Origin of the sequence: Ruegeria atlantica, from assembly GCF_013032505.1 — a bacterium.
Lineage (GTDB): Bacteria > Pseudomonadota > Alphaproteobacteria > Rhodobacterales > Rhodobacteraceae > Ruegeria > Ruegeria atlantica_F.
In genome coordinates this window covers 414,455-429,885 of sequence record NZ_WQCG01000002.1, presented here as the reverse complement: position 1 = coordinate 429,885, position 15,431 = coordinate 414,455, and the positions used below count along the sequence as shown (strand labels likewise).

15 protein-coding genes are annotated in these 15,431 nt (G+C 54.4%); 10 read left to right on the top strand and 5 right to left on the bottom strand.

Features of this window, described 5'->3' with window-relative positions:
• Position 1: 1 nt before the first annotated feature.
• Together GOW92_RS09055 and GOW92_RS09050 are read right to left on the bottom strand one after the other, a co-directional pair.
• The gene (locus GOW92_RS09055; RefSeq protein WP_170560033.1) at positions 2–793 is read right to left on the bottom strand and encodes an inositol monophosphatase family protein; all 792 of its coding nucleotides are present in this window, start codon (positions 791–793) and stop codon (positions 2–4) included.
• Positions 794–944: 151 nt separating this feature from the next.
• Entirely contained in the window at positions 945–2,147 is a 1,203-nt protein-coding gene (locus GOW92_RS09050; protein WP_170560031.1) for an aminotransferase class I/II-fold pyridoxal phosphate-dependent enzyme, read from the bottom strand.
• A gap of 743 nt (positions 2,148–2,890) precedes the next feature.
• On the opposite strand from GOW92_RS09050, the gene GOW92_RS24765 reads away from it, so the two are divergent.
• Positions 2,891–3,421 carry a hypothetical protein gene (locus GOW92_RS24765; RefSeq protein WP_217356534.1) on the top strand — a complete coding sequence of 177 codons (531 nt, stop codon included), beginning with the start codon at positions 2,891–2,893 and terminating at the stop codon, positions 3,419–3,421.
• 149 nt (positions 3,422–3,570) lie between these two features.
• Positions 3,571–3,795 carry a hypothetical protein gene (locus GOW92_RS25145; protein WP_170560027.1) on the top strand — a complete coding sequence of 75 codons (225 nt, stop codon included), beginning with the start codon at positions 3,571–3,573 and terminating at the stop codon, positions 3,793–3,795.
• 45 nt (positions 3,796–3,840) lie between these two features.
• On the opposite strand, the gene GOW92_RS09035 is transcribed toward GOW92_RS25145, so the two are convergent.
• Together GOW92_RS09035 and GOW92_RS09030 are read right to left on the bottom strand one after the other, a co-directional pair.
• Positions 3,841–5,223, bottom strand: a complete 1,383-nt coding sequence (locus GOW92_RS09035) for a glutamate decarboxylase (RefSeq protein WP_170560024.1) — start codon at positions 5,221–5,223, stop codon at positions 3,841–3,843.
• Complete coding sequence (locus GOW92_RS09030; RefSeq protein WP_217356533.1) at positions 5,220–6,647, bottom strand: amino acid permease; 1,428 nt, start codon at positions 6,645–6,647, stop codon at positions 5,220–5,222. The genes GOW92_RS09035 and GOW92_RS09030 overlap by 4 nt, the downstream gene beginning before the upstream one ends.
• 1,129 nt (positions 6,648–7,776) lie before the next feature.
• On the opposite strand from GOW92_RS09030, the gene GOW92_RS09025 reads away from it, so the two are divergent.
• The 8 genes from GOW92_RS09025 (at position 7,777) to GOW92_RS08990 (ending at position 14,880) form a co-directional block, all read left to right on the top strand.
• The gene (locus GOW92_RS09025) at positions 7,777–8,514 is read left to right on the top strand and encodes a GntR family transcriptional regulator (protein WP_170560021.1); all 738 of its coding nucleotides are present in this window, start codon (positions 7,777–7,779) and stop codon (positions 8,512–8,514) included.
• 7 nt (positions 8,515–8,521) lie between these two features.
• Complete coding sequence (locus GOW92_RS09020; protein ID WP_170560020.1) at positions 8,522–9,559, top strand: ADP-ribosylglycohydrolase family protein; 1,038 nt, start codon at positions 8,522–8,524, stop codon at positions 9,557–9,559.
• Positions 9,556–10,488: a PfkB family carbohydrate kinase gene (locus GOW92_RS09015; RefSeq protein ID WP_170560018.1), complete on the top strand. Its 933-nt coding sequence runs from the start codon at positions 9,556–9,558 to the stop codon at positions 10,486–10,488. Before GOW92_RS09020 ends, GOW92_RS09015 begins: the two co-directional genes overlap by 4 nt.
• 39 nt (positions 10,489–10,527) lie before the next feature.
• Complete coding sequence (locus tag GOW92_RS09010) at positions 10,528–11,562, top strand: ABC transporter substrate-binding protein (protein ID WP_170560016.1); 1,035 nt, start codon at positions 10,528–10,530, stop codon at positions 11,560–11,562.
• 32 nt (positions 11,563–11,594) lie between these two features.
• Positions 11,595–12,458: an ABC transporter permease gene (locus tag GOW92_RS09005; protein WP_170560014.1), complete on the top strand. Its 864-nt coding sequence runs from the start codon at positions 11,595–11,597 to the stop codon at positions 12,456–12,458.
• Positions 12,455–13,240, top strand: coding sequence for an ABC transporter permease (locus GOW92_RS09000; RefSeq protein ID WP_170560011.1), 786 nt, complete (start codon positions 12,455–12,457; stop codon positions 13,238–13,240). The genes GOW92_RS09005 and GOW92_RS09000 overlap by 4 nt, the downstream gene beginning before the upstream one ends.
• Positions 13,240–14,286, top strand: a complete 1,047-nt coding sequence (locus GOW92_RS08995; protein ID WP_170560009.1) for an ABC transporter ATP-binding protein — start codon at positions 13,240–13,242, stop codon at positions 14,284–14,286. Before GOW92_RS09000 ends, GOW92_RS08995 begins: the two co-directional genes overlap by 1 nt.
• Before the next feature lie 231 nt (positions 14,287–14,517).
• Positions 14,518–14,880 carry a DUF4345 domain-containing protein gene (locus GOW92_RS08990; protein ID WP_170560007.1) on the top strand — a complete coding sequence of 121 codons (363 nt, stop codon included), beginning with the start codon at positions 14,518–14,520 and terminating at the stop codon, positions 14,878–14,880.
• 29 nt (positions 14,881–14,909) lie between these two features.
• Here the strand turns inward: GOW92_RS08990 and GOW92_RS08985 are convergent, their stop codons facing one another.
• Positions 14,910–15,338, bottom strand: a complete 429-nt coding sequence (locus GOW92_RS08985) for a VOC family protein (RefSeq protein WP_170560761.1) — start codon at positions 15,336–15,338, stop codon at positions 14,910–14,912.
• Positions 15,339–15,431 lie beyond the last annotated feature (93 nt).

Below are 15,431 nucleotides of genomic sequence, written 5' to 3'. Positions count from 1 at the left end.
GTCAAGCGGTCCAGGCACTTTCAGCGATCTCAAGCAACGTCTCGAATACATCTGGCGTACCCACGATCACACGCCCGCCGTCCCGGATCATAACGTCAGCATTTTGATCCTCGATAACGCCACCCGCTTCAGAGACCAGCAGTTGCCCAGCAAGACAATCCCAGGCGTTCATATGTTCTTCTACGTAGCCCAGAAGACGCCCGGCAGCCACATAAGCCAAAGACAGCGCTCCGCTGGCGTTTCTGTGGAACATGGCCCCGTGTTCGACCAGATCCGCGATAACGGGTAAGACATGGCGTGTTTCAATCCGGTTCGAATATCCCACAGCGACCGTTCCGTCCCGCAACGCCACGCCCGACGCGACGCGCATTCGTGATCCGTTTAGGATCGCTCCTTCCCCGCGCGTTGCGACAAAGGTCTCATCCACATTTGGGTCTCGGATCACGCCAATCGTTGTTTTCCCTTCCGTCACGCCAGCCAGAACGATAGTCCATGCAGGTATGCCATTAACGAAGTTTGTTGTTCCATCGATTGGATCTATCACCCAGTCAAAGCCGCTTTCCCCCGTTACTGCGCCGTGCTCTTCACCAAAAACTCCGTCTTTAGGCCACGCCTCTTCGATTCTTTGACGAATGAAGGTTTCGACATTTTTATCCGCTTCGCTCACCCAGTCCTGAGCGCCTTTTTGATCGACAATAAGACTATCCCGATCTGCGAAGTAATTTTGGGCAATTACTCCAGCCTCCTCGCAGACTTCGACGGCAAAATCTCTGCGTTCTGAAAGTCGAGACATGGGAAGCCCTTTTCCGGTTGAAGAGTTGCCATGCAACATTGCAGGCTAAGCGAATGCCTGGCAATCACGGAGTGGTTTCGCAGTCTTCAGGAGACTAGCACCCGTTTGGCGAACGAGTGTTATCCAAGTGACGGTGGACCTATGGCATCCTTTAAGCGCGCGCAGCATCAAAAGGCCGGAATTCTGTTGCGGCCGCCTGAAATGTTGGCATTGCGTTTTCTATCATTTCGTCAGTAGCCGTAAGGCAAATTCGAAAATCCGTTGGTCGGTCGAAAACTGTTCCAGGCATCACGTAGACGCCACGCTTTTGTAGAAACTCAGCAAAGGCATCGCTGTCACCGCCCGGGGCCCGCCCCCAAAGATAAAAGGTGCCTTCTGGCTTTGTCATCCCGTAACCCCATTGGCCGAGAGCGCCAAGCATACGTTCACGTCGGCGAGCCAACGCGGCAATGTCTATTGAAACGCTTTCAAGATCCGGCAAAGCGTAGATCAATGGGGCATCCGGGACATTCCAACCATCCGCCATTTGCACTGCAAATCGGAGAGTCTGAAGCTCTTTTCGTTCCGCTGCAGGCATCGTGGGAGAGATAGCAAGGTAGCCAAGGCGCAGACCGGGTGCGAGGAGAATTTTCCCGTAAGAATAGTCGATCAGTGTGTACGGATAGACAACGGCCGGGGTCGTAAAGCCAAGGCCTTCAAACCGAATTCGGCGGTAGGGTTCGTCAGACAATATCCAAATTCGATGACCAATCTCGGCTGACTTTGCCTCGAGCAGGTCGGCGAGCTGTTGCAAATCAGAACGCGAGTATATGCGACCTGTCGGGTTGTGCGGCGTATTGACAACCACGATCTTGGTGCGCGGGGTTATAGCGCTGGCAATAGCCTCCAGGTCAAGATCAAAACTGTCCGGATCCAGAGGCACCTGTACCTCTTTGGCATCTGCTGCCGCCAACATTGGCCCATAGCAGAACCAGCCCGGCAACGGCACGATACACTCATCTCCGGGCTCAAGTAGCATGGTGAAACACATCTTAATGGCCCCAAAGGCGCCCTTGGTTAGTGCGATGTCTTCCGCCTCAAATGGAAGACCCAACTCCTCAGACAAAGCTTCTGCCAGAAACGCACATTGGTCCGTTTCGTTGGTTTTGTATGCGAACCAGTCCACGCTCTGAGGTTCGGCGTGAGTTTTCAGCGCATCGACGACACTGGGCAGAGGCATTTCGTGCGGATTACCAAAAGTGAAATCTGCAACAGCAGGCGTTTCCTTTACCGCAGCATTGTAAGTTGTAAAGAAAGCTTCAACTTTCTGGATGGAGTGCGCAGCAGCGTTTGCACGGCGGGCCGTCATGGACATTTAACTCTCCTTGCTAAGATGGCGGTTTCGCGAGCACAGAAGGAATATTGTTAGGTCGAACAAAGATATCCGTTCCATAACACTTTGGAGCTTTTTTCGCCATTTAACTTGTGCAAGTTGGAGAGCTTTGTCGAAAGACTATTTCCAGATTTGTCTCGGAGCCTGCTTCCACATCAGTAATACGAAACGTCTAAAATCGAGCAATCTAGGCATCATCGCTTCGGCAATCGTGAACAGTGAAATTCAAATGCAACGATCAAATGGCTTTGGAACGGCAGGTATGGGCCCGAAGTATCTGTGCAGACACTACTGGATAATAACTCAATCCGACGGATACTGCGTTATAGGCGACTACTGCCTTTTTTAACGTCGGCCACATCTTTGTCCCAAAGCCAGAGTAGTAGACACGCGATCGTAATAATCCCCGAGTTGGGATATTCGGAGACCGTACAATGCGTGATGTGACCAATGGCGTCGTCGCAATTGTGGTAGTAACCATGATGGCAATAATGGTCGCTGCAATCACATATCAAGAGTTCTCTTGGTGGGTGTTCCCATTCAGTTTGTTGTTTTTTTCAATTTTCGCCGGAATTCTTTGGGTGTGCTTCCTGAACCATCGCGAAGACAGATTCCGCCGCGCTTTCAAAGGCGATTTTTCAGAGGAACCTTGGATGAAAGACAAGAGGTGGCGAACAGACCAAATGACGTCTCGAAGTAAACCAGAGTTCTGGGGAAGTCTATTGGTGGCATTTATCCTGGGGCTGTTTGCCGTCTTTGGCTTTGTCACCATGCAGTCAGGACTACCTGAAGGAAACTATTGGGTTTTGCTCAACGTCATTCCAATTGCCGGCGCGGCCTACTTTGCCCGCAACACTTACCTTGCTTGGAGAGCGTGGAGTTTTGAACGGTACTTTACCGTGACGTCCGAGACCCGCCCGGCATGGGTCGGCACAGAGTTCCTTGCAGTAATGAAGACGACGAAAGTTCAGCGAGTTGACCAAGTTGACGCGTGGCTGGAACACCTGAAAGTCGTGCGCCGAGAAGAAAGTGACGGGGTCACTTTTGAGAAAGTTATGGACCACAAACTAGCCTGCCAAACGGAAGAGATGGGTAGCGGCCAGATCAGAATCTCGGTCAACATCCCCAAGGAAAGCCCTGCGACTTCATGGGATGATGATGAGCAAGAACGATGGTGGGATTTGGTTATCGTAGTTGGTGCATCGGGCAAAAAGATCACTTTGAGGTACGAAGTACCCGTTGCCAGCGCAGCATAGCATCGAGTTTAGAGTGCTGGGCGCAGCCTGACCGGTGCAAATGAAAGCGGATGCCTCGCGACCGGTAAGAAACGGTGAATTTGTCGCGCTTCACTGCCACCTGAGAGTTGGGTGTGAACCCAAAATGACCGGCGCAGGAGGGTATCTGTATGGTCGAACTTGGGATTAAGCCGTCGCAGAAAATCTGCGCCAAACTTTACGGCCGAACAGCAGACCTGATCTCCGGCCTAAATTTCCCGATCCTTGACGAACGAGGCTATCTGCTACTTACGCAAACCGGCGGGCTGTTCCTGCTTCAACTGATCGGAAAACTCAGCGAACGCACCTCTATTATAGCGCGCAAAAAAACAGCAAACCCGGGGCATCAACACTGACTGGAGACTACGCAGCGCCGGGCCTGCTCAATACCAGAGGGCATATCAAACGTGTGAGAAAACACCTCTGTGCTTGACGTCAACAATGTTTGTCGCGATTTCCTCAAGACGTGCAACCACAGCACCTATGTCTTTCAATAGCATTTCGGCCATATCATAACTAAAGCCCTCCCTGATCACGATGCGCAAAACATGGATGTTCTCCGCCCCTTCGGGCATTGAATAGGCAGGCACCTGCCATCCGTGACCCCGCAAAAGCTCGGACACGTGATAAACCGAGTACTGTTTCGAAGCCTTTACCTTGAACGCAAAGACGGGAATCGCGCTGCCATCACTCAGAAGCTCGAATGGTTCCATATCTGCTATGCGTGCGGAAAGAGTCTGTGCAATCTCACTCAGATTACCCATGACCTGAGTATATCCGCTCCGGCCTAACCGCAGGAAGTTGTAGTACTGACCTACGATTTGATTGCCAGGGCGAGAGAAGTTCAGAGTGAAGGTGGGCATGTCACCACCCAAATAGTTGACATGGAATACAAGGTCTTCCGGCAAATCAGATTTGTCACGCCAGACAACCCAACCAACGCCCGGATAGACAAGCCCATATTTGTGGCCCGACACATTGATCGACTTGACCAGGGGCAAGCGGAAATCCCATTCAAGATCCGGTTGCAGGAAAGGCGCAACGAAACCGCCGCTGGCGGCATCGACATGCAGCGGAACGTCGAACCCCGTTTTTTTATTCGATGCTACTAAGGCGTCGTGTACCTCTTTGATCGGTTCATATTCACCGGTGAAGGTGGTCCCCAGAATTGCGACGATTCCGATGGTGTTTTCATCGATCTTGGAAATTGTGTCTTCGGGGTCGATCACATAACGATCTTCCGCCATCGGCACATACCGGGGTTCCACGTCCCAATATCTGCAGAACTTTTCCCAGACGACCTGAACGTTTGTGCCCAGAATGAGGTTTGGCTCGTCGGTGGGTTTTCCCTTTGCTTTCTGGCGAGCACGCCAGTTCCATTTCATCGCCATCCCGGCCAGCATCACGGCCTCACTCGACCCGATTGCGGACGATCCCGTAGCCTCGCCTGGCGCATTGAACAGATCTGCGACAATCTTGATGCAGCGCTCTTCGATCATCGCGGTGTTCGGATATTCATCCTTGTCGATCATGTTCTTGTCGAAGGTTTCCGACATCAGGCGTTCCGCCTGCGGTTCCATCCATGTGGTGACGAAGGTCGCCAGATTCAGGCGTGCATTGCCGTCTAGCATTAGTTCGTCATGGATCAGACGATAGGCTGAATCCGCATCCATCTCATTTTCCGGCAGGCTGAATTTCGGAATGGGTTCACGCATGTAGCGCCCGCCATAGGCTGGCGTCAGCACCGATTCAGTATCCGAGGACGGGTTACGTTTCTTAGTCATGATTCTACCTTTATTGCGTTTTGCAGCTCATGGTTCTGATCCCATTTGGGTTGGCGGAGCGCATAGATCAGGAATGGCACCGCCGAGACAAGCACGACACCCAACACCATCATTAGTTCGAAAGACAAGATCGACAGCCCGCCGACCGCGGGCGGGATAAACCCGATCCCAAAACAGGCAACAGCAGCAAGCAAGCCGATGCCTGCGATAAGCCACATTCCCGCATTGCCCCCGGGCACGCGATAGGCGCGCTTTACCTCTGGGTGAGAGTAGCGCAACCGGATCGCGGCTGCATACATAAGCACGTACATCAGCGAATAGATCAGCACGGCAATTGACGTCAGGATCAGAAAGGCCGTGTTCACATCATCGACCAACAGGAAGGACATCGCGATCAGCGATATCAAGAAGGCCTGCAGGATCAACAGGTTTGTTGGCACACCCTTTTCGTTGACCTTCTGCGCCCAAACCGGCAGGTTGCCGGCCTGCCCCGCGGCCAGAATACCTTTGACAGGTCCGACGATCCAGGTGCTGACCTGACCGGCGGCACCAAAGGCGACCAGAACGGCTGCGACAGGTGTCAACCATACCAACCCGAAATGCGCGAAGAAGGCCGAAAACGCCTGCATTGCGCCGTTGATCTGATCAATCGAGGCCGCGGGAAGGATTGCGGCAACGGCCAGCCCCCCCAGCAGCGTCAGCACAAACCCAATTGCCGCGGCACTGAAAACAGCCAGTGGATAGGTGCGGTGAACATTCTTGACCTCGCGCGCATGGCTGGCTGAAACCTCGACACCCACAAAACCAAAAATGAAACTGAGAAACAGGACAAGATTCCCGGTTTCCCACAGTGACGGCACCCAATTCTCGGCCGTCAGCGCGGTGTCGATTTCCAGCGGATTTCCTTCACCTGCATAAACTGCGCCCAACCCAACAAGCACAAAAGTCGGCAATAACACTCCAACGGAAACAGCAATACTGCTGATCAGGCCCGAGCTTTTTGACCCTCGAAAATTGGCGAATGTCGCCGACCAATAGACGATCAGAATAACAGAGACGATGAAGTACTTGTTTGCCCCCAAAGACGGATCGAACGCATAGGCCAGCGATGCGGCAACATAGGCCACAATCGAGGTGATCCCAAAAATGCTCTGTGCCCATTGAAGCCATACGGCGACAAATCCCGTTCTGGTACCAAAAGCGGCCTCAACCCAATGGAAGACACCGTTTTTAGGCCAACCAGTGGCCAGTTCCGCTGAAACCAGCGCCACTGGTATGAGATAGGCGACGATTGTGATGGCGTTGAAGACGACCATCTTCATTCCGGTCTGAGCCATCATTGGCATATTGCGCAGCGTCATGAACAATGCCGCAGTTATCAACGTCAGTGTGATGACACCAATCTGATGTTTGGTTTCGGTCAAAGAGATGTTCCCGGGTGTTCGATTTGGATTCCACTCGCCTCAGACGTCGTGCGCGATTTCCTGAAATTATGTTGGTTACGTAAATACAGGCAACTTCTGCATCTGTTCGCTGTCTAGCATGCAACGAATTAATTCAGTTTAATAGCGCCTCTGTGTTCATGACCTACCAGGTTAAACAATGATCCAGACAAATGGCGCCCCAGCCGACAAAAGCATAGGTTTTTGGCACTTCCAATTCGCAAAAGTTGTTCGCCAACCCGGCTTACGTGATGTTGCTGGAGGCTTCGGGCATAAGGGCATTACGACCCGGCGAAACTGGTTTTGGAACGAACAAATAGCAAGATGAAAATGACTCCCAGGTGTTAAAAGGCCCGTTTTCTCTCCGAGGCATCGTGGCCGCCGGACGCGTGAAATTGATTTATTTGAGTGCCCCTCTTAGCCTCACAAGAGGTACGGTTTCTCGGGCCTTGAATGGGCATTCAAGTACATCCGTGCTCACGAGAAACGGGTTGCGGTCACTGCCAGAAAAATAGGTTACATCCCACTCGGTCACGCGCAATATCCGCGCCAGTGTCATGCTCATAAAAGGCGACGAACCAGATAGGCAAAGCCCGGGAAAGACATGCTCGACGAGCTGGGGCGGATTGTTGAGAAACAAAGCTCCGATGGGTCTATTCTAGTCCAAACCAAGGCTGACTATACGCGGTTAATTTACCTTCGGTAAAAACAAGCCCCACCAATCCTGTACGATCGAACAGAATATGGACGGCCGGACTCACAGGATAGTGCGTCAGACTCGAGGTGAAAGCCGGCATGCATACACGAACTCTACGAAGCAGGCGACATAGCATGAATTTCTGGCGGGTCACGACGCAGCTTAGGTTTGCCAGCTTTCCGGAGCGTTAAATTAACTTTCTTCTAAAAATGTTTAAAATCTATAACTTGGTATCTTTTGTTAATGTTGCCAACAACAGAGCCCACCTGGATTTGGCCAACAGTGTTGTTTCGCTAAGTAACTGCTGAACTCATGCAGCACGCACCAAAGTCAGACGACGGCGTCCCGCGTCAGGAATAAAACTTCGGACTAATTTCGTTGACTATCAAAAACGGCCACAATAAAAGTACAGGTATGAACAGGTTTGAACACGATGATACAGGAATGGATTTGATAGGCGCCTCAAAACCGGTCCGGATCGCGCACACACTCGAAGCGGACATACGGTCAGGCATGCTGAACCGAGGTGATCCGTTGGCCAGCGAAAGCGCGTTGGTCAAAAGGTTCTCGGTCAGTCGCAACACCATTCGCAAAAGCCTTGAAATTTTGAGCAGCAAAGGTCTGATCACCACCAAAAGTGGCATCGGATCTTTCGTGACGTTTGATGGCAAAACCATCGACGACCGGTCAGGCTGGAGCGTCGCACTGGCCTCAGGTGATATCCGGCTGGAAACCCGTGTCTTGGCCCTGGCTCGTGGCCCGATCGGCATTTCCGATGCGCCGACACTGGACAGTTCTGAGTTTCTGGTCGTCGACCGCCTTCGGTTCCGAGCAGAAGATGGTGAGGGTGTCTCATTGGAACGTAGCCGGGTGCCTTGGCAGGACACCTTCGTTGGTGTTCTGGATGAGGGTCTGGAGGCGGGATCACTGACAGAGCTATTGCGGTCCAAGGGTTTGATAGTAGCCGGTGGTGACGAATGGGCCGGCGTCCTGCCTGCCCTGTCGGACGCGGACGCGCGACTGATGCAGCGCAGAGCCGGGGAACCGATGTTGCGCCTGCGACGCCTGACACGCGGCGCCGATGGCTCTGTCATCGAATTTGTCGAAAGCATCCTGGATCCGGTCATGTTCGGCCTGCATATGGAGTTCTGAGACACAAATGTCGGGTCATGACCTTCAATTCGATCGTGCATGTGGCGCCCTGATTGGGATGGCTATTGGCGATGCGATGGGGATGCCTTCCCAAACCCTGCCGCGCACGGACATTATTCGCCTCTACGGCAGGATCACGACCTTTGTCGATCCGTTCCCGGATCACCCCGTCTCGCATGGTTTGAAGGCAGCCCAAGTCACAGACGATACCGAACAAGCGTTCCTGTTGGCAGAACGTCTGATCGCGGACCAGGGTGCTTTGGACGAAACCCGATGGGCGCAAGACCTGTTGGGATGGGAGGCGGACGTGCGCGAACGCGGCTTGCGTGACCTGCTTGGCCCCTCCTCTAAGGCTGCGTTAGACGGAATTATGGCGGGGAAGCCAGCCAGCGAAACTGGCCGCAACGGTACGACAAACGGTGCCGCGATGCGCATTTCTCCGGTTGGGATCGCCTGCCCGATCAATCCAATGTCAGGTCTTCTGGATGCTGTCGAACTGGCTTGCAGGATGACCCACAATACCGGTGAAGCCATTGCCGGAGCGGCAGCCGTTGCCGCAGTGGTAAGCTGCGGCATTGAAGGATTGGCTTTCGACGCGGCCATCGAACCCGCGCTTCAGGCCGCAGCGATCGGTCAAAAACGCGGGTTCCCAGTTGGCGAGCAGGAAATGGCGCAGAGAATTTCTGCCGCACTTGCCGCCGCTGACACGGGGTTATCAGCAGAGGCCCTCGCCGACGGGATCGGAACATCTGTTGCTTCACATGAATCTGTCGCCGCTGCCTTTGGTGTTGTTCGGCTTGCAGGCTGCGACCCGTGGGAAGCAGCAAAAATAGCCGCAAACATCGGCGATGACACAGACACGATCGGAGCTATTGCCGGTGCAATGGCCGGGGCTTGTGTCGGCCAAAGCGGGATCGCCCCTAATGCCGTCAAAACGGTATTGGACGCAAATGATCTTCCTCTGGAAAAGATCGCAAGCGGCCTGTTGCGCTTAAGAAGCAACAGCGAAAAGCGGTTTGCCGACAATACGAGGGTTGAAAGATGACTACTCGTTTGTTGCAGATGTCCGGCGTTGTCGCAGACCTCCTCTACGAGGTAGAGCGCGTCCCGCTAGCAGGCGAAGAGGCCATTGTCCGGGGTTTTTCGATCAAACCGGGTGGCGGCTTCAACGCGATGGTTGCGGCAAAACGGGCGGGCATGATGGTATGTTATGGCGGCACGATCGGTTCGGGACCGTTTGCGCAGCTTGTCCGCGAAGGGCTAAACGCCGAAGGTATCCCCTTTTCACGAAGCCAGGACCTGACACGGGATCAGGGCTGCTGCAGTGTCCTGATCGACGCCGAAGGCGAGCGTACTTTCGTGGCCAGCGACGGCGCCGAAGGCCATGTCAGCGCCGAGGATCTGGATCAGATCGCCTTTGCTGAATTTGGCTGGACCCTCCTGTCCGGCTACGCGCTGCATTACAAGGGCTCGCGGGACACGTTGCGCCATTGGCTTGAGACTGAGAACACAATCCAGAACCTTGTTTTCGACCCTTCCCCCGTCATCGCGTCGATCCCGGACCAAGCGCGCGACGCGGCCCTGAACCGGGCGCAATGGATCAGCACCAACACCCGCGAGGCCACCGTCCTGACCGGTCAGAACGACCCCGCCACAGCCGCCCAAAACCTTGCCGCGTCCCGTCCGCCGGGCGGTGGTGCGGTGGTGCGCTGCGGCGCGGACGGGTGTTTTTTGGGCCAGGACGACACCGTCGAGCATATTCCGCCGTATCGCGTTCAGGTGGTCGATACAAACGGAGCGGGGGACGCCCATGTCGGCAGTTTCATCGCCCGGCTGGCAGCGGGGGACACGGCAATTCAGGCAGCCCGATATGCAAATGTCGCAGCCGCGATTTCAACGACACAAAAAGGCCCGGCGACAACACCACTCAGCGCGGTGGTTGCCGAGGTTCTGAACAAAAAAGAGGCCTGCTGATCGACAGGGTTTCCAATTGCGAATGACAGGGAGGTCAAAATGAAAAAGCAATTTCTGATGGCAACAACCATTGCAGTATTCGGAACAGCCGCGGCCGCTGACGAAATACGGGTACTGAACTGGCAAGGATACGGCACCGATCTTGACTGGGCGGTCGGCGCCTTCGCGCAAGCAAGCGGCCATACCGTGGTGCATGAGTATTTCAATTCCGAACAGGAGATGCTTACCAAACTGCGGACAAATCCGGGCGCTTATGATGTGGTCCTGATCAACGCGGCCTTTACACCTCAGGCTCAGGAAGAAGGTCTGATCGGACCCATTGACGTCACACTTATTGAAAATCTCTCAGATGTGCCCCCAGACATAGCGGGCAATCCGGATCTGAACGCCGGTGGTGCGCTGCACGGAGTTCCGTGGACTTGGGGCCTTACTTCTTTTGCCGTCAATACTGGTGAATTTGATCAGACACCGGATTCGATCGAAGTGTTTTGGGACAAGGCACATGAGGGCAAAGTTTCGATCCGCGACGATGCGCTTGAAGCGGTGCAGTTTGCTGCCATTGCAACCGGTCAGGACATCAACAATATCAGCGATCTGGATGCCGTTCAGGCCAAGCTTGCCGAATTGATGCCGCAGATCAAAACCTATTGGGGATCAGAAAACGACTGGAACCAGTTCATGGCAGCGGGCGATCTGGATGTAGCAACCTTCTGGTCGGGGTCGGCAAGTCGGTCGATGGCTGCGGGCCTGCCGGTGCAGTTCGTTGTGCCCAAAGAGGGCGCTATCGGTTGGCTGGACGGATTGTCCATCCCCACCTCCTCGACCAAAAAAGAGGCGGCGCACCAGTTCATCGACTGGATGATCGATCCCGAATTCTACGTGAAATGGGCCGCCGACGGAGCACCTGCCTCTGCCAATGCCAAAGCAGCGGCGGCACTGCCTGATGAAGCATTCAATAAGCGTATTCTGGGCGATCCGGAGGTCGTCGCGCGGGTTCAATTCCAGCGGCCAGTTTCCGAAGAGAACCGGAAAAAATACCTCGAACTGTGGCAAGGCCTGAAGGCGGCGCAGTAGGCAGATAGCCCGAATGAGGGAAGTGATCGAAGATGTCCAATGTCCTTGCAAATCAGGAACGACTGAAAATCTTCGGTCTGCTCTCTCCGGCCTATCTTTGGCTGACAGTGGCGATATTTCTGCCGCTGTCGGCCATGCTGTACTTCAGTTTCCTGTCTGATGTTCCGTTTGGCGACGCCGAGTGGACATACACGGCAAATAACTATCGGGCCTTTTTCCAGACCTCGACGTATGCCACGCTTTTGTGGAAATCTCTCAAACTTGGTTTGATGGTGACCTGCATTTCGCTGCTGGTCGGATTTCCGTGTGCCTATGTTTTGGCCAAGGCCATCAAGGGCCGATCACGCGAGGCGTTGTTCCTGCTGGTCATCCTGCCATTCTGGTCCAACTCGCTTGTGCGCATCTTTTCCTGGGCCATCGTTCTGCGCGGTAATGGCGTACTGGAACTCGGACTGAACGCGATCCTGCCTTTTGAAGTCGACGTAAATCTGATGTTCACTACTCCTGCCATCGTAATTGGGCTGGTGCATTCCTACCTGCCTTATGTGATCCTGACATCATACCTGGCCTTGCAGGCCATCGACGACAATCTGATCGATGCAGCCCGATCGATGGGCGCCAATAAGCTAACGATCCTGTGGCGCATCATCCTGCCGCTATCCTTACCCGGCTTGCTGGCCGGAGCGGTCCTGATTTTCGTGCCAGTCGTTGGCTCATTCATGGAGCCGCGCATTCTGGGCGGTCGGGTCGGCACTTATTTCGGCACCGTGATCGAGGATCAGTTCGTCGCGGTGTTCAATTGGCCGCTCGGCGCGGCGCTATCCTTCATCTTGCTAGCTGTCGTGCTTCTAATCCTCGCGGTTGCCAGCCCGGTTTTGAAGAGGGCACAGACATGAGCGGGCGTTTCCTGACCCTATTGGGAAAGACTTGGCTGGGTCTGATCCTGTTTTTTCTCTACGCGCCGATCATCGTAATGGCCTTCATGTCCTTCAACGCGTCGCAATATTACCAGCTGCCCTTCGAGTTTTCGCTAAAGTGGTACCAGGATCTGGCTGGCAACGATGAGATCATCGCCGCCGCAACTCGGTCCGTGCTAATTGCGCTTGTGACCACGGTCATCGCCACCATTCTAGGCACCGCCGCGTCGGTTGCGCTGTTCCGGTTCGAGTTTCGCGGCAAGCGGTTCCTACAGGTCATGCTATTTCCCCCGATCGCCATTCCATGGCTCATCACAGGTACCGCCATGCTGATCTTCTTCTTTGGCGTCGGGCTGGGACGCGGAACGCCATCTGTGATCATCGGCCATGTCGCGCTGGCGCTGCCTTACGTCATCGTCGTCGTCAGCGCCCGGCTTGCGACCTTTGACGCCACGCTGGAGGAAGCGGCGCGCTCTCTTGGAGCCGATGCCTGGACGGTGACGCGACGTGTCACGCTGCCTTGGATTTCGTCCGGTGTCATCGCAGGGGCCTTGTTTGCCTTTGCGGTCAGCTTTGACCAATTCGTGGTGTCCTATTTCCTGTCCGAACCCGGCGACAGCACCCTACCAGTTTTGATTTACACCTCTATCCGCAAAGGGTTCACACCGGAAATCAACGCGATTTCCACGATCATAATTGTTGTTTCAATGGCCGTGATGCTGTTTGCCGCACGGTTCTCAAACTTCGGAGGAGAACGCTGATGGCCGAGGTTTCTGTCCAGAACGTAACCAAGCATTTCGGAACGCTGAAAGCGCTCAATAATGTTACGATGGATTTCCCTGACGGGGGGTTCTTTGCGCTACTTGGACCGTCGGGCAGCGGCAAAACTACCCTGCTGCGCGCCATTGCAGGCTTTATTTTCACCGATGGCGGTTCGATCCGTATCGGGGATAAGTCGGTCGAGCACATCCCTGTCGAAAAACGCGACATCGGCATGATGTTTCAAAACTACGCGTTGTTCCCCAACATGACGGTGGCGGATAACGTCGGCTTCGGGCTGCGGGTCCGAAAGGTAGGGGCCGACGAAGAACGTCGCCGCGTCGGAGAGGCGTTGGAGCTTGTCCAGCTCGGCCAGCACGGGGACCGCAAACCGCATCAGCTGTCCGGCGGCCAACGTCAGCGGGTCGCATTGGCCCGGGCCATGGTAACCAATCCCAAGGTGCTGTTGTTGGATGAGCCGCTGTCTGCACTCGACAAAGCGCTGCGCGTTGACATGCAGATTGAACTCAAGCGAATTCAGCGTGAGATTGGTATCACCACCATCTTCGTGACGCATGACCAGGAAGAGGCTCTGACCCTCTCCGACAAAATAGGTATCCTCAAGAACGGCACCATGATCCAGGCCGGTCCCCCGCGCGAAGTTTACAGCAACCCTGCCGACGTCTTCACTGCCGAGTTCCTTGGCGAGGCCAATTTCTTATCAAAGGACGGAAAGGGCGTCCTCGGTCTGGATGCGGCCAGCATCAAGCTGCCCGCCGGCACCGGGACCAACGCGACTCTGGCGGTCCGGCCCGAAAGCATGAGCATCACAGTTGACGAGCCGCAGCAGGACGACATGTCGAAACTGCCCGCGACGCTCGAGCGCCGCATATTCGCCGGTGCAATGGCAACCTGTATACTCAATTGCGACGGGCAAGTGTTCAAGGTGATCGCACGTGATCAGGATATCCCCGAACTAAAAGAAGGTGGCCAAGTCTGGCTGAGCTGGAAGCCCGAAAAGACAATAGTGGTCCCCAGCGGTGGATAAGAAACAGCAGAACGTTACATCGAAAGTGTCGTGGTGCGCTGATCTGGATCGGTAGCCCGGATCAAGGACCAAGACATGCGTGCCAACGCACATATCCCAAAGCAACCATTCAAACGTTGATTGGTCTGAATTCACGTGATGCAGTGCGGAAATGAGATTATTCAGTTTGTGAAAGACACATTCAACGGCGGTTGAGGGCGGGTTAAGATGCTGAACGATCAAAAAATCATAATGTTCAATTCTATCGTCTTTGGACTGGTTGGCTCGGCTTTCCTGGTTTTTCCGCAGACACTGGCTGAATTCACGACAGGCAGTGCCCCTTCTTCACCTTCCGGTCTGATGGATATGCGCGCTGTTTACGGTGGGGTCGTTCTTGGATTTGGGGCAGTGTTGTATCTTTTGGGACGTAGTCCGGAAACTCGAAGGCAGGGGTTGCTGGCGCTGATCGCCGTCCTTGGCGGCATGGCCATCGGTCGTGTCATAGGTTTTTTTGTCGATGGCCCCGGCAATTTCTTTATGTGCACGTTTTTGGCTTACGAGGTTCTGTTCATATTGCTTTGTGTTCTTGCTCTGGGCAGAAAACCTACGGCGTAGTTGCAAGATCCTGCGTACGCATTGCGCCTTTACAATCCTTGTTGTCCGTCTCGTCCAGGTTCGTTCGGGTCGCTTGAGAACAATGCGATCTTGTTGCCTTGTGGGTCGCGAAGGTAGCCGACATAGAAGTTCGGCCCATAGGACACTCGAAAGCCGGGCTGCCCTTCATCGAAGCCACCGGCGGCCAGTGCGGCGGCGTGAAGATCTCGGACCTGTTTTTGACTACGCGCCTCAAATGCAACCATTGTCCCATTACCTGCCGAAGCTGGCCCCCCATCAAAAGGTGATTTGATGTAGAGCTCAGGCAGGGCCTGCAATTGGCCGGGTTGCTGGGGCAGCGAATAGCTCAGGTCGCCATGGTACTTTTCTTGCCTGTATCCGAGGGCCGGCAGAAAAGCAGAATAAAAGCGTTCCGCGCACTCGATGTCGTCAACGCCAAAAGTGATGTATGCAATCATTCTGTGCACACCTTTTTGCAGATCGGGTTCTTCGAACGGAGAATTTGAACATCGTGTGGACAAGACCCCGTGTTCATCCGACCGACTATACAT

Excerpts from the sequence above, each read along its gene's own strand:
- GOW92_RS08995 (WP_170560009.1), top strand. The coding sequence starts at position 13,240 with ATGGCCGAGGTTTCTGTCCAGAACGTAACCAAGCATTTCGGAACGCTG.
- GOW92_RS09050 (WP_170560031.1), bottom strand. The coding sequence starts at position 2,147 with ATGTCCATGACGGCCCGCCGTGCAAACGCTGCTGCGCACTCCATCCAG.
- GOW92_RS09020 (WP_170560020.1), top strand. The coding sequence starts at position 8,522 with ATGTCGGGTCATGACCTTCAATTCGATCGTGCATGTGGCGCCCTGATT.
- GOW92_RS09010 (WP_170560016.1), top strand. The coding sequence starts at position 10,528 with ATGAAAAAGCAATTTCTGATGGCAACAACCATTGCAGTATTCGGAACA.
- GOW92_RS08990 (WP_170560007.1), top strand. The coding sequence starts at position 14,518 with ATGTTCAATTCTATCGTCTTTGGACTGGTTGGCTCGGCTTTCCTGGTT.
- GOW92_RS25145 (WP_170560027.1), top strand. The coding sequence starts at position 3,571 with ATGGTCGAACTTGGGATTAAGCCGTCGCAGAAAATCTGCGCCAAACTT.
- GOW92_RS09025 (WP_170560021.1), top strand. The coding sequence starts at position 7,777 with ATGAACAGGTTTGAACACGATGATACAGGAATGGATTTGATAGGCGCC.
- GOW92_RS08985 (WP_170560761.1), bottom strand. The coding sequence starts at position 15,338 with ATGATTGCATACATCACTTTTGGCGTTGACGACATCGAGTGCGCGGAA.
- GOW92_RS09005 (WP_170560014.1), top strand. The coding sequence starts at position 11,595 with ATGTCCAATGTCCTTGCAAATCAGGAACGACTGAAAATCTTCGGTCTG.
- GOW92_RS09035 (WP_170560024.1), bottom strand. The coding sequence starts at position 5,223 with ATGACTAAGAAACGTAACCCGTCCTCGGATACTGAATCGGTGCTGACG.
- GOW92_RS09000 (WP_170560011.1), top strand. The coding sequence starts at position 12,455 with ATGAGCGGGCGTTTCCTGACCCTATTGGGAAAGACTTGGCTGGGTCTG.
- GOW92_RS09015 (WP_170560018.1), top strand. The coding sequence starts at position 9,556 with ATGACTACTCGTTTGTTGCAGATGTCCGGCGTTGTCGCAGACCTCCTC.
- GOW92_RS09055 (WP_170560033.1), bottom strand. The coding sequence starts at position 793 with ATGTCTCGACTTTCAGAACGCAGAGATTTTGCCGTCGAAGTCTGCGAG.